Annotated in this window: 8 protein-coding genes; 1 reads left to right on the forward strand and 7 read right to left on the reverse strand. The window is 38.9% G+C overall.

What is annotated here, in order from left to right; all coding sequences use genetic code 11:
• Window positions 1-23: 23 nt before the first annotated feature.
• The 5 genes from addA to AC4NPH_RS11880 form a co-directional block, all read right to left on the reverse strand.
• A complete protein-coding gene (gene addA, locus AC4NPH_RS11860) occupies window positions 24-3,761 on the reverse strand; it encodes a helicase-exonuclease AddAB subunit AddA (protein ID WP_308334360.1) in 3,738 nt (1,245 codons plus the stop codon).
• Window positions 3,754-7,254, reverse strand: coding sequence for a helicase-exonuclease AddAB subunit AddB (addB, locus tag AC4NPH_RS11865; RefSeq protein WP_063670529.1), 3,501 nt, complete (start codon window positions 7,252-7,254; stop codon window positions 3,754-3,756). The genes addA and addB overlap by 8 nt, the downstream gene beginning before the upstream one ends.
• A 262-nt stretch (window positions 7,255-7,516) precedes the next feature.
• On the reverse strand, window positions 7,517-8,257 hold the full coding sequence (fabG, locus tag AC4NPH_RS11870) for a 3-oxoacyl-ACP reductase FabG (RefSeq protein ID WP_013055347.1): 741 nt from the start codon (window positions 8,255-8,257) through the stop codon (window positions 7,517-7,519).
• A 580-nt stretch (window positions 8,258-8,837) separates the two neighbouring features.
• Window positions 8,838-9,455: a TVP38/TMEM64 family protein gene (locus AC4NPH_RS11875; RefSeq protein ID WP_013055346.1), complete on the reverse strand. Its 618-nt coding sequence runs from the start codon at window positions 9,453-9,455 to the stop codon at window positions 8,838-8,840.
• Between the two features lie 162 nt (window positions 9,456-9,617).
• Window positions 9,618-11,597, reverse strand: a complete 1,980-nt coding sequence (locus AC4NPH_RS11880) for a S9 family peptidase (protein ID WP_013055345.1) — start codon at window positions 11,595-11,597, stop codon at window positions 9,618-9,620.
• A 176-nt stretch (window positions 11,598-11,773) separates the two neighbouring features.
• Between AC4NPH_RS11880 and AC4NPH_RS11885 the strand changes: the two genes are divergently transcribed.
• On the forward strand, window positions 11,774-12,010 hold the full coding sequence (locus AC4NPH_RS11885; protein ID WP_013055344.1) for an IDEAL domain-containing protein: 237 nt from the start codon (window positions 11,774-11,776) through the stop codon (window positions 12,008-12,010).
• A 195-nt stretch (window positions 12,011-12,205) separates the two neighbouring features.
• Here the strand turns inward: AC4NPH_RS11885 and aceA are convergent, their stop codons facing one another.
• Both aceA and AC4NPH_RS11895 read right to left on the reverse strand, forming a co-directional pair.
• Complete coding sequence (gene aceA / locus AC4NPH_RS11890; RefSeq protein ID WP_098196964.1) at window positions 12,206-13,489, reverse strand: isocitrate lyase; 1,284 nt, start codon at window positions 13,487-13,489, stop codon at window positions 12,206-12,208.
• A 392-nt stretch (window positions 13,490-13,881) separates the two neighbouring features.
• Window positions 13,882-15,141, reverse strand: a complete 1,260-nt coding sequence (locus AC4NPH_RS11895) for a M48 family metallopeptidase (protein WP_013055342.1) — start codon at window positions 15,139-15,141, stop codon at window positions 13,882-13,884.
• Window positions 15,142-15,391 lie beyond the last annotated feature (250 nt).

Below are 15,391 nucleotides of genomic sequence, written 5' to 3' on the forward strand. Positions count from 1 at the left end.
AAGACTAGGGCCTTCTTCTTTTTTTATATTTCAACAGCATGTCCACCATCTAAAAAGTACAGATAGCGATGCTGCACAGGTTGTTTTACAATCCGCTCAATGGCCTTTGCGTAAAGCTCTAACTGAATGCGGTATCTGTCAATTAGAAATGGTTTTGCTCGTTCAAAATCCCCTTGAAAACGATCCGAAATATTATCCGTTTTAAAATCAAGTAAAACGAGGCCTTCTTCTGTTTCATACAAACAATCAATAATACCTTGCACTAAAATTGTTTCGTCTTCCTGCTCCCAGTGATCATAGATTTCTTTAGCGGAGACACCTAAACTAAAAGGCATCTCTCTATAAACCGTGCGAGCCTTTCGAATACCTTGTGCAATGTCACTGTCTAGAAAGTCTGCTACATCATTTGCATCAACAGCATCCGCTTGTTCTTGCGTCAATAATTCTTTGGTAACCATTGATTGAATAAAGTCTTGAACCATTTCAAGGGTATAAGCTTTATTTAATGGAAGCTGCTGCATAACGGCATGTGTAGCTGTTCCTCTTTCAGCTCCTGTGAGAGATTTCTCTTGAAGAAACAGCGGACGATTTTCAAGAGGTGCTTTAGATCCCCGAACGAGATCGTCGCTTCCACCTGCATCCGTCAGCTGCTGCTGCCTTTTTAATTCAGAAACAGATTGCTTCGAACGATGAACGGAAGCTACACGATAATCATAAGACCAATTTAAGCGTCTATACACTTCGTCTTTATAATCGCTCGATTCTGAAACTGGCTCATGCTTTTGAAGAGCGTTTAAAAGCTCTTCATGATGCTGCTGCTCTTCAAGAGGCTGTTCGGCTAAATCACCTGCTAATAACGTTGAAAGTTTCCAGCTTGAAGCATGCTGATGAATCATCTCAGCCGGCTGGACCTCTCCTTCAACCATATGACTAACATTTTGGTGACGAATTAAAGAAGGTCCAATCCAGTCTAAATAACATTTTGCATCTCTTCTCACGTGAGCTGGAAGCGTCCAATCTTCATGTGCCATAACGGAGCTCCATTGTCTGAGCTTTTCTGGTGCATCTTTTACTGTTCCAACTAAAATAAGTTTTTCTTTCGCACGCGTCAAAGCTACGTATAATACCCGCATTTCCTCTGCCATGCTTTCTTTTTTCATTTTTTTCTTCATGGTCTGCTGAAGAAGAGTAGGGTACGTAATACGCAGTTTTGGATCAATATATTTAGATCCAAAACCTAGTTCTTTATCGAGTAAATATGCTTTATTCAAGTCCATTAAGTTAAACTGGCGAGCAAGACCAGCTACAAAAACAACAGGAAACTCAAGACCTTTACTGCTGTGGATCGTCATCAACCGCACCACATCTTCTTGTTCTCCCAGTGCTCGAGCAGCTCCTAAATCGTTGCCTCGGTCCTGCATGCGTTCAATAAAGCGTAAAAATCGAAACAGACCTCTAAATGAAGTTGCCTCGTACTGGCGAGCGCGATCGTAAAGAGCACGTAAATTGGCTTGACGCTGTTTCCCGCCAGGAAGTCCGCCAACAAATTCAAAGAAACCCGTATCGCGGTAAATTTGCCATACCAGTTCTGACAAAGAGCTTTGTCTAGCTTGTGTTCTCCATGCTTTTAACTGCTCATAGAAATACTTTACTTTATCGCGAAGTTCTTCATCATCTGAAACCGCTAAGTACGTTTTTAACGCATCGTAATACGTTCCTTTCTTTTGCTCTGCTCTCAGTGTAGCTAACTCTTCATCTGAAAGCCCTACTACCGGTGAGCGAAGAACAGAAGCTAACGGAATGTCTTGATGCGGGTTATCTACTACTTTTAATAAAGACATCATAATCATCACTTCAGTAGCATCAAAATAACCTGTTGATAAATTGGCATAAATGGGCACGCCTTCTTGCTTAAATTCATCCATAATCTGCGCAGCCCAAGGCATGGAACGAAGCAAAATAACAAAGTCACGATACGTCACATTTCTCATGATATCGAGCTTGCGATCATATATTTGAAAGCGGTTTTGAACGAGTTCTTTGATTTTACGCGCCATTGCTCTTGCCTCTAACTGAGCCGTTTCAAGCTCTGCTTCTGAAAAAGCGACGAGAGAAGAATCCGATTCTTCTTCCCCTCCTTCTTCTGCATTTTCTTTTGCAATGAGCAGAAGCTCCGTTTCCATTCCTTCCACTTTTGGATACGATGCTCCTAATTTTAAAGAAGCATCATCGTCATATGCAATTTCTCCTACTTCTTCATCCATCAGCTGATTAAAAATAAAGTTTGTAGCATCAAGCACTTGAGAACGACTGCGGAAGTTTTTATTCAAATCGATACGTTTTCCGAACTGGCGACCATCTTGTGTAAAGCGCTTGTACTTTGTTAAAAACAAAAATGGCTCCGCTAAACGAAAGCGGTAAATGGATTGTTTTACATCTCCAACCATAAATAAATTTCCTTGTTCTTCACTATCTCTCGTCACTAATTTAATCAGTGTTTCTTGAACCATATTTGTATCTTGATATTCGTCAACAAGCACCTCTTCAAACTGAGTGCGATATTTTTGGGCAATGGACGAAGGCTTAAGCACTCCATCTTCTTTTACACTCAAGATTTGCAGGCAATAATGTTCTAAATCAGAAAAGTCCACTAACCCTTTCTCTTTTTTCATATGTTCATATCGTTCACCGAAGCGCTGAACTAAAAAGATTAGCGTTTCAATAACGGGCTTCATTTTCTCAAAATCAGCCATGTAGCCGTGCAAAGGCCTAGAAAACAAATCAGCATGAAGTTTTTCAAGACTTGTTTTAGCTTTTTTGCGAAGCTCTCCGAAATCATCTAAAAGCTGCGAGTCGTATGCTTCTCCTTTACATGGCTTTAAACGAGTAAAATTCAAATTCTGCATTTCCTCATGCAAATCAGCAAAAGAATGCTTAGAAGCGCTGATCAGCCGATGAATTTGAGCCAGGTCTTCCTCTGCATTAACGGCGCGAGGAGCAGGCCCTCCTGGCAGCTTTGTTAACTCTAAGCCCTGTTTTAAAATCGACTCAATGCCCATCAGCTGCGTTGTTACTTCTTGTAGAAGAAAAGATAGAAACGGAAGTGAATCAATAGAAGAGTCTTCTGTCACATCATATTGACTCACGATCATTTCAAGCCAGCCGTTTGGGTCAGGGTTAGATCTTGCAAAGTCATACAGCTTTCTTACCATAAGCTGAATATCTAAGTCATTTCTGTCACTTGTATAACGATCAATTAAATCAAAGAATCGCTCGTTCTGTTCAATACTGTACTGTTCTTCAAACAATTCTTCTAATACTTCTTCACGCAGAAGATCCGCTTCCGTATCATCTGCAATCCGAAAACCAGGGTCTACATCGATCAAATAATAATACGTTCGAATGACTTCTAAACAAAAAGAATGGAGCGTAGAAATCGACGCACGGTTTAATAAATTAAGCTGTCTGCGCAAGTGCAAAGAAGATGGATTCTTTTTTAACTCTTTTTCCAATGCTTCTCCAATTCGATTTCTCATTTCGGCTGCAGAAGCATTTGTGAACGTAGCAACGAGTAATCTATCAACATCGATTGGCTCATCACCCATCGTAATCTTTTTAATAATACGTTCAACTAAAACCGCTGTTTTTCCTGAGCCAGCCGCCGCAGCTACTAATATATCTTGACCGGATGAAACAATGGCGTTCCACTGATCATCCGTCCACTGGGAGTCGGCCGGTTTTACGTGTATATCTTCACTCATCTCGTTTGGCCTCCTCTCGAATTTTATCTAAAATAACACTTTGACTCTCTGTACTAAGCTGACGATATTCGTTGTTTTCCATTGATTCATCGAACTGACAAATTGAGCGGTATTCACAAAACGCACATGGTGTTTTATCTTTTAGTTTATAAGGCGAAATATCAATTTTCCCATTTGTAATCTCTGTACCTGCCTCCACAAATTTACCTCGCACATACTGACGGAGATGTGTAAAATCTTCTTCGCTCGCAACCGAAGAATTGGAATAAAAGCCCCCTGTCTTTTTAATGCCAGCTGATATAACCTGTGAGTGCCCTGATTCTAACGTTTCGTCCATTAACCTTACTGCTTCCTCGTCTCCTACAAGCAGTCCTTTCATTTTAAACTTCTTGAAGATTTCAGCTTCAATTTGATCAGGCTGTAATGCTTTAGTACTGTTGATCATTGGGTTATGAACGTGGAAATAAAGAACGCCAGCAGGTAATGCTCCTCTATTATCATGAAGAAGCTGTTCAGCATACGTCACGACTATGTCTAAATAAGCTAAAATTTGAAGAGATAAACCGTAGTACACTTCCACTAAGTTTAATGCTTTATCGCTTGATTTATAGTCGACAATACGCAGTAAAAGTCCTTTTGAGCTTTCCGCTTTATCTACCCTGTCAATTCGGCCAACGAGTTCCATCGTATGGCCATTTGGCAGTGTGAACTGCATAGAAGGCAGCTCTGCGCTAGGTCCAAATCCAAGCTCCAATCCAACAGGAACAAAGCCGCTCATCTTAGCGTGCTCACTTAACACAAGCGACGCACGTTCAATAATTTGCTGCAGCTTATGTGTTAAATAGTGGTGGCGATTCGAGCTCAATAAAATCTCATTTTGCAAGCGCGGAGCAAGTTCATGCACCGCAGCCGTAGAAAGCTGCTGACAGTCTTTTCTCGTTAAGTTCTTCCATTCTTTTTGACCGCCGCGAAGTTCGTCTGAAATCATTTTCAACGCCGCGTGAAATAACTCGCCTATGTCAGGAGCCGCCAATTTGAAAACTTTTCGTTCTTTAAGCTTGAGCCCGTGAGAAGCAAAATGCGCATATGGACAGGCTTCAAATTTTTCCATTCTGGATACGCTTGCTTGAATATGCTTTCCATACAGACGCTGACTAGTTTTCTTTGTTAACCGTTTTGCTTCATTTTGATAAAATAAGCTGCTTAGTACTTTCTCACTGTATGAGTTCCAATCTGGATTTTTCACATAAAAATTATACACATCCCACCAAGCGGAACTCATCGGATAATGGCGTTTCCATCCTTGCAGCTGGCTGGCTAAATGCGCGATGCTCGTTAAAGGATTTGTTATATAATCAACTTGCTTTTCTTCTTCTAAATCTGTAGGTTCCGTCATTAACAGCTTTTCCTGCAGGAGCGGAAATAGCTCTTTTACTCGATTAATAACGAGTGAAGGCAGCAGGGTCTTCCCTTCCTCATTGGCAAGAGGATACGAAACATAAAGTTTTTCCGAAGAGCTGGAAAGTGCTAAATAAATGAGAAATTGTTCGTCAAACAGCTTTTGTCTTCCGGTTGGCGCAAGTAATAAACCTGATTCAAGCAGCTGCTCTCTCTCCTTCTCAGATAACAGGCCATCGCTTTTTGGTTTAGCTGGAATCACACCGTCATTTACACCTAACACAAAGCTTGCTTTGATATCGGATAAACGCGAACGCTCAAAACTTGCCACAACCACTTGATCCAGCGCAGGCGGAACAAGTGCAAACTGCATGCTGTCAAGCCCTGTCTCAAATAGATCTGCGAACAAAGAAATCGATACTTTCTCTTCTCCCATCATTTCAACAAACTGATCAAATAAGTGAAGAATTGCTTTCCATACCTGCTCGTGCTCTCTTGCTTCTTGAAGCTTTCCTTCTTCTTCACATCGATTGCGCAGCGCTTCTATCTTTTGTGGAATATCTAAATTCGTTAAAAAACGATAGAGCGCTTCTGCTTTTTCTTTTCCTATTTTCCCTTGTTTTAATTTTTGCTGAAGCGAATAAATAGGAGGAACAATCATATTTTTTAATTCATTTATTTTTTGCTCAAAAGCAAGCTCTTCGTCCGTTTTCCCAAGGTTCATGTCTTCAAGTGAACGATATTTTCTGTAGGTAAATGGTTCCTTGCTCGTCCACTTAGATCCTTGAATACCGTAAGCAAGTACATAATTTTCTAATTCATCCATCTCTTCGCGAAGTTGGTGCACATCAGATGACAAAGGAAATAAAAGATCTGTTTTCACTGCTCGAAAGATGGTTTCATATCGCCATGACCCGCTTACCACCTCTAAGACTGAGCGAACAAATTCAACGAGTGGATGGTGAAACATCGCTCGCTTTTGGTCAATAAAGTACGGAATTTCATAATCTCGAAAAATGGTTTGAAGCAAGTCATGGTAGTCTTCTGCATTTCTAACAATCAAGGCGATATCACGGTAGCGATAGCCGCGATCGCGCACAAGTGAAAGCACTTCTCTTGCAATCCCTTCAACTTCTGCTCTTCGGCTAACAGCCGGCAGCAGCTGAATGTTCTCGGGCTCTGACTGAAATTCCGGCGTTGGCCGTTCATCATAATATCGTTCTAAATAGGCAAGCTCTGGACTGTTTTGATGCCTTTTTTGTTCGTTAAATACGATTGGCTCTTGAATCTCTATCCCGTTTTCAGCCGCCAGGCCCATTAGTTCTTGGTACGTTTCGCTCGTTAATCGAAACAAGTGCAAGTCATTTGGAATAAAATCTTGATATGAATAATCAGAAGTCACCGCTATTTTTACTTCTCTACAAACTTTCATCAGCTCTACTAATACGGTTAATTCTTGAGGAGTATAGTGATGAAATCCATCTACATAAATCGTTGCTTGAGCAAGGTAGGCAGAAGACGCTACTTTTTCACTCAGCAGCTTCAAATAATCTTCTCCATCTACATATTTCGTCATCAGCTGTTTTTCTAATTCTCCGTAAATGAGATGTAAATCATGTAATTTATCAGCAAGGACTTTCTCATCTTCTGCTTGAAGCTTTTTCTTCATCTCTTCGAGAGACGGGGCATCTACTGTGTACTGTTTAAATTCTTTAACCATTTTTTCTAGTTCTTCAATAAACCCTGCTTGTTCTGAAGAATTCGCAAACAGTCGAAGCTCTTCTTTTTGATGTTCGATAATTTTTTTAAGCATCATATGAATACCTGTTTGATCCACATGATAGCGGCTAATACCTCCCACTTCTTGCAGGATACGCCATGCAAGACGTGTAAAACTATAAACTTGAGCACGCATCATGCCTTCTAACCCAGGTGTTTGAACAAGCGCATACTCCGACTGAAATGTCATCTGTTCAGGTACAATATAAATAAGTGGATGCCCAAGCGGAGCATTTAACAGCTCTTGGCGCATGCTATTTAAAAGATATTCCGTTTTCCCGCTTCCTGAACGTCCTAATAAAAACTGTAGCCCCACGTTTTCACCCCTTCATTTTTTTCTCTATGTTTTCATTTGTTTAAGTACAAAATGGATAAACGCCACGTAAACACGTGACGCAGTCGTCAAAATTTTATAGTGATAATCATCTAAATCTCTCTATCTCTCTCCTTATTATTTTACTGAACTTGCAGACAAAATTCCACTTTGCCGATATGTGAAATGCTGGATGCAACAAAAAAACTTTTCAGTAGTCAAAAGACCACTGAAAAGTTTTAGAAAAGCGAATTATTTTCTACTTTTACATCATGATTCCACCATCTACATGAAGTGTTGTACCGTTAATATAGTTGGACTCATCAGATGCTAAATACAGATACGCATAACCAATGTCAGAAGGCTGACCTAATCTTTGTAAAGGAATAGTGGATTTCATTTGATCAATGATTTTGTCTGGCATCGCCTTCACCATATCCGTCTCAATAAACCCGGGAGCTACAGCGTTTACATTAATTCCTTTTCGCCCCAGCTCTTTAGCCCATGTTTTTGTCATTCCTACTACGCCTGCCTTTGTCGCCGCATAGTTTGTTTGACCAACATTTCCATATACGCCAGATACCGAAGATGTGCTAATAATTTTCCCTTTACCTTGAGCAATCATATGCGGTACCACTGCTTGTGTACAGTGAAAAACGCCTGTAAGGTTTACGTTGATTACTGCTTGAAAATTTTCAACTGATAATTTGGTTAGCATTCCATCTCTGGTGATACCTGCATTGTTAATTAAAATATCTATTTTAGAGTAGCGTTTCACTACTTCTTCTACCATTGCATCTACACTGTCTCGATCCGCTACGTTCACTTGAAAAAATGCTACATCTCCGCCTTCTTCTTTTAGCTGAGCTGCTCGTTCTTCTCCCGTTTTTGCATCGTAGTCAACCATAGCGACCTTTGCACCCTCTTGTGCGAATATTCGAGAAGCTTCGAACCCTAATCCATTTGCTGCACCCGTAATAATTGCCACTTTATCTTTTAATCTCATGTCACCCGCGCTATAAGATGCTTACTAACAACGATTAATCAGCAAGTCGCTTGAATCTTAGTAGCACATTCCCCTCCTCAAAACGACGCCAAGCACGTCTTAATGATCATTCGGTGCTTTTCTAGTAATGATCCCTCTACTTACATCTTAGTAGTCAAGCTCAAAAATCATTCATATAATTTTTAAGAAAACGTTTTGAAATACATGAGGTGATAATACATGTTGAGAAAAAACATGTATATCTCTAGAAAACAAAGGGTTCATTACTTAGGTGCAACTAGGAATAGACGTCTAATTTATTCCCAGTTTTTTCTTTTATTTTAGCATATTTTTCATAATTGATAAACAAAAAACTTGTTCATTACTGGACAGATACTCTGCATGTGCATTGTTCTGCCAACCGAATAAACAGACAAATAACTTCTTTAAGAAAAATTTTAAGATCCTTTCAAAAATGCTGTTGTATCCCTATAAGAAAAGGTTTTTCTATAGTTTACAATACCCCTTTTGGCTGTATGTATAACAAAAGACTGCCTATTAAAAAGCAGTCTTCCATCACTATTTGTTATATATAAACAAACTATTTGTCATACTGTTTCACTTTAGATTTTTCATTTAATCTTCGTTCAATTTGTTTTCCAACAAGCCATAGAACAAAAATGATGACTAAAACAAGTACTGCTTTTAGAGGCTGTTTCACAAATGAAACAAAATCGGCCCCAATAAAGCTCATCATAAATATCATCACCATTTTACCGGCTAATACAGCAAGCATAAACTGAGCCATACTAACACGTGATAGCCCTGCTACTACATTAATCGCCGAAGACGGGGTAAAAGGGAAACAAAGCATAATAAACAGCGGTCCGAACCCGTGTCTTTCTACCCAAATCATAATCTTTCGAATTTGCGCATGCCGGCTGATGAAATGTAAAAACCTCGCCTGTCCATATTTTCTAAAAATCAAAAAGACAAGCAGTGATCCAACGCAGCTGCCAACCCATGAAATTAAAAAACCTAACCATAAGCCAAAAGCGGCAGCATTGGCCATTACAAACGCAAAAAGCGGCAAGATGGGGATGAACGCTTCTAAAATAGGAAACAGCAGCCCTGGAATGATTCCAAATGATTGATATTGTTTTAATAACTCGAGGACGCCGTCTAATGTCAAATAATGCTTTAATGTTTCAAAATCCATCGAATGTTCTCCTTATTTAAACAACTGTGCTACTTTTCACTTATTGTACTACTTTCCTTTACCAAACAAAAGTTTTACAGCGTTTTACCTTTCCTGTCCTTTTACGTTTGTCATACAGCCTTTATTTACGCACACATATTTGGTTGAACAGCCATGCACTTTTTACTGAGACTGTTTTAAATAACGTTTAAACCAGCTTGTTAAATATTTTAGTCTTGCCGTTCGTAAATTAGGCTTACCGCTTCTAGAAAGTTCATGATTAGACTGGGGAAAACGAATAAATTCTACTTCCTTATTTTTTCTTTTCAGTGCCACATAAAGCTGTTCAGCTTGTTCAATTGGACATCTATAATCCTGTTCGCTATGCAAGATTAACAGCGGTGTTTTAACGTTCTCCGCTAAACGAAGCGGCGAGTGGTTCCAAAGTTTTTCCGGATTTTCATAAATATCAGCTTTTAATTCCCATTCGGTAAAATAATAGCCAATATCACTAACGCCGTAAAAACTTGTCCAATTTGAAATAGACCGTTGCGTTACCGCTGCTTTAAATCGATTTGTACTTCCTACAATCCAGTTTGTCATAAACCCTCCGTAGCTTCCTCCTGTTACGCCAAGCTTATCTTCATTAATATAAGAGTAGCGCTTAACTGCTTCGTCGGTCACTGCCATCAAATCCGTATAATCCATGCCTCCGTAATCCCCTCGAACCGCATCTGTAAATGCTTGACCATATCCTCTGCCGCCTCTTGGATTAGAAAAGAGGATATTGAACCCTTTTGATGCAAGTACTTGGAATTCAAGCATAAATGTATGACCATACATAAGATGCGGACCTCCGTGGATTTCTAAAATGGTTGGAGATCCATGGTTTGTGGCAGCAGCTTTTACTACCCAACTGTGGATATGTATACCGTCCGTAGAAGTCGCGTAAAAAGATTCTGCTTGTGTGAGCTGCACATGCTTTAAAAATGAGTCATTAACGTTTGTCAGCTTCACTAATTCCTCTGTTTTTAAATTTAGAGAATAAAGATCTCCGGGATGTGTAAATGTACTGATTGCCACGATAGCTTTCTCACAATTTGGAAGAACAGATACCCCATATACGTGAGCATTATCCATAAATACAGGGTCTAACTTTCCATTCACATTTCCTTTATATATGCCTACAGACCCCTTTTCACTTACGACAAAATAAAATTCTTCATTACTGCCCCACATAATTCCCGCTGCGGTTCTGCCAAAGTGAAAATCTCCTGCTACCATATCTCCTACTTCTAAGTCTATGCCAGCAGTGATACAAGCTGTTTTTTGGTTAGAGATCTGATAAATGTATATGTCATTCATTGAAGCTGATCCATATGTACGTTCATTTCCAATGTATGCTATGTATGACCCATCCGGTGACCACGAAACTTGATGAAAATATCCTGTTTCTGCTGTAATAGATGTTACTTTTTTAGTATCGCGATGCAAAATAAACACGTCCATAGTTAATGATAAATCCGGATTCTCTCCTCGGCTGCTGCAAAATACAATTGAGTTTGCATCAGGGGACCAGCACCCAACAGAGTGATGATAAGGTCCATCCGTTAAAAACGTCACTTCTTTATTTTTAAGTTTAACGACAGCAACGTGAGTATATTCACCTTTTAAATAACCGCTAACATCGGATTTGTAAAGTAAACGTTCCACTTCATACGGCTGGGGATGTTCATGATTTTGTTCAACTCTTACAGCTTTTTCTCCTACTTTTGTAGAAAACATAATTTCGTCACTATAAGGAGACCACACCGGATTACTAACGCCTTTTTCAAGATCTGTGAGTGCTTCTGCTTCCCCGCCTGTCGCTGCTAATAGGTAGAGCTGAACGGCTTGACTGCGATCGGATAAAAAAGCAATCCACTTGCCATCAGGAGACCATACTGGAGAATGATTATTTCCTTTGTAGTACGTTAATTGCTTAGTTTCTTTCGTTTCAAGATCTAACATAAACAGCTGCGTTTCATACGCGTTTTCTATTTTCTTCGTTTCTCGAACCGTATAAACTACACTTTTTCTATCTGGAGAAATCTGAGGATTATAAACAGACTTCAATTCATACAAATCCTCTATCATTACCGTACGCTTTTTTAAATCATTCAATTTCTTCGCCCCCAAGGATTCATTTTTAAATCAAATAGTCAATCGATAAAAACGAAAGTAGTGTTTCCCTCTTACTTTATCATTTCCAAAAATAAAAATCTAAAAATTTAGAAAATTAGTTGTTTTTTCTTCTTTTAATCTATATAATAATAAAAAGGGTGCAGAGGTGATGAGGTATGAACAATGAAAAATCGTACACGGAAATGATGAAGTCCCTCGCTCGCAAGAAAAAAGTAATTGATACTGTGAGTATGTTGGATGTTTATATCGAAATGGTAATTGATGAATCGCTTTTTAAGCGTCAAAAAGAACTGTTAGAAACAAACATTAACACGGCATTAGATCAACGTGATGAAATTGCTTTTTATGAGCTATCAGCCCAGTACCAATCCCTGCTTCAAACATCTACTTAATATTTTAAGAACTTAATTCATGTTAATGATTTATATGTACGTTTAACAGGCAGATCCTTTCTTCTCAGGAAGAACAGCTGTCTGTTAAATCGTGTTTACTACATAAAAAAAGATTCTTACATCTGTAAGAATCTTTTTTGTTAGGATTTTTCCTATGAGTGGAAGTAACCAACCGTTCCACTCATAGGTTTTTTGTTATTTATGGGCTTGAAACTGCTCTTCTTCCGTTGAACCTTTTAAAGCTGTTGTAGAGGAAGTCCCACCAGAAACTACTTGCGCCACTTCATCAAAATAACCCGTGCCTACTTCACGCTGATGTCTTGTAGCAGTATATCCATTTATTTCACTAGCAAACTCTCTTTCTTGTAACTCTGAATAAGCTGCCATTCCTCTTGTTTTATATCCTCGTGCCAGCTCAAACATGCTGTGATTTAAAGCGTGGAAGCCAGCAAGCGTAACGAATTGGAATTTGTAGCCCATTTTTGCGATTTCTCTTTGGAATTTTTCAATCGTTTTCTTATCTAATTTTTTCTTCCAGTTGAAAGATGGTGAACAGTTATAAGCAAGCATTTTACCTGGGAATTTTTCATGAATAGCATCTGCAAATTTTTGTGCTTGTTCCAAGTTTGGTTCAGACGTCTCACACCATACTAGATCCGCATATGGCGCATATGCTAAGCCGCGAGCAATAGCTTGATCGATTCCGGCTCTCGTGCGATAAAAACCTTCAGCAGTGCGTTCACCTGTAATAAACTGGCGATCTACAGGATCAACATCACTTGTAATTAAATCAGCAGCATCAGCATCGGTACGAGCAATCAGAAGTGTTGGAACACCCATTACATCAGCAGCTAAACGAGCAGCAATCAAGTTTTTCACAGCGGTTTGAGTTGGAAGCAATACCTTCCCGCCGAGATGACCACACTTTTTCTCAGAGGATAATTGATCTTCAAAGTGTACGGCAGATGCTCCCGACTCAATCATTCCTTTCATGAGTTCAAATACGTTTAACTGTCCTCCAAACCCTGCTTCTGCATCTGCTACAATTGGAGCAAAGTAATCGATATTCTCTTCTCCTTCTAAATGCTGAATTTGATCGGCACGCTGCAGCGCTTGATTAATTCGTTTCACAACATGCGGCACGCTGTTTGCCGGGTATAAACTTTGATCAGGATACATGTTTCCTGAAAGATTTGCATCTGCAGCTACTTGCCATCCGCTTAAGTAAATTGCTTTTAACCCTGCTTTTACCTGTTGTACTGCTTGATTTCCTGTTAAAGCTCCTAAGGCATGAACGTATGGCTCTGTTTTTAATAAGTTCCAGAACTTTTCGGCTCCTCTTCTAGCAAGCGTATGTTCAATATCAATGGACCCTCTTAGCCCAATGACTTTTTCTGCAGAATATGGACGTTCAATTCCTTTCCAACGCTCATCGCTTTTCCAGTTCTCTTCAAGGTTTTTTACACGAATGTCTTTCATTCTTTATACCCCCTAATGAATTTAAAATTCTATATTCATAAAAATATAAAACGCAGCAGTTAGAATATGTCTGTTTCATGATGAAGTAAATTAGCAGCTTGCCATAATATTAGCAAGAACGTAGATGAAATAAGTAAGTAGTTGAAGGACATGTAGTAAGACTTAGCTGAGGTGAATATACGCTGAGAATTTAGACTGCTATCTTTTCAATCACAAATAACTATTCCTCCCTATTGTTATAAAACAGTTTTTATTTTACATACGTTATTATATAACAGTACTTTCGAAAATGAAACCTCCTTTTAGAATTTTTTTCCTACTCGCAAGGAGGCTTTTCTATTAATACCTACGTATAAAAGGCTTCATATATCCTTTACTTTTTCTTATATCACTTATTCATTTCTTTCATACTTCTCAACAAATGAAATTCTTTCCAGTATTGTTGGGTGACCATATCGAAAAATCTTCACTAAATACGGCGGATTTACCTGAGACAGTCCTGATTTCGTTAAGTCCTGAAACGTTTTAATAGCAGCTTGCTTATCTCCTGTTAGGTCCATGGCGTACGTGTCAGATTGAAGTTCATGATGACGCGACTGCATATTTGTTAACGGACTCACAGCAAATGTAAGAATAGAAAAAATAAGTAGAATAAGCGGTAAAGAATTTAAATCACTAAGAGAAGTAATTTTTAATGCTTTCCCCCATCTCTTAATCACAAAGCGAGCTAAGTGCTTCGTTAGCCATAAGCCTACGATCGATAAAACTAATGCTGAAGCAATCCCCACATAAATATGTTTCTTTACATAATGACCCATTTCATGCGCCATGATAAACAAAATTTCACGTTCCGTTAATTTATTAAGAGTAGTATCCCATAACACAATTCTTGAATTAGAACCTATTCCCGTCACATATGCATTAAGAGAGTTCGTTTTTTCAGACATGTTTACTTCATATACATGCTTAGCAGGTATGTGAGCTTCATCTGCTAAATGTAAAATTTTCGTCTCCAGCTCTTTATTCTTTAATGGATAAAAATCGTTATATAACGGATCGATAACCACTGGTTGAATAAACGTCAAAAATAGCGTAAATGGAATAGATACTATCCACGCATACAGCCACCATCTTTTTGAAAACTTACGAATGAATGCATATAACACAGCAATCACTAAAAACATGGTGGCATAGTTCACCCAAAAATCTGTAAAAAGATCTTTCATCCATCCTTGGAAAGGTTGCGTCGTAATATGGTAAGCCTTTGAAAGCTTATAGCTAATCCAGTCCATAGGAAAAGAATAGATCAGCAGCAGAACGGATAACCAAAATACATAAATAGCAGTTTGGAGAAGACTGAAACGGCTGACGTCTTTAGACCACTTATTAACTTTCTTAGACACACCTAACACTAAAATTAAAATAAACCCTAGCCACTCATATGGAATTCGGATAAAAAAGAGCGCATCTCTAATTTTTGAATATTTTTCGGTTAACATAAGTTCTCGTGCATTCATAAACGTAGCCGGGTCTACGCTGGTGCCTTTTAATGATTGTGGAATAGAGGTATCGCTTATATAGAATAAATACACCCAAATACACGCTCCATACACAAGAAAAACTCCGATGGACCACCAAACAATTTTTTTCACGCATTCCCCTCCTTTTGTACAAACAGTATGCCGTTATTACTATTGTAGGTTTTTTTTCGAAATTTAGAACAAGCGTTTATAGATGTGCTATAAGAAATGCAATTTAGGGCGAGGAAATCATAGAAAAACGAAAAATAGAGTTTAGACAAAAGAATAAACTCTGTTTCCAAACAAAAAAAGCAGTTTGCATATGCAAACTGCTTTTAAGATGACCCGTACGGGATTCGAACCCGTGTTACCGCCGTGAAAG

This window comes from Priestia sp. MDV22-iso46 (assembly GCF_058629175.1).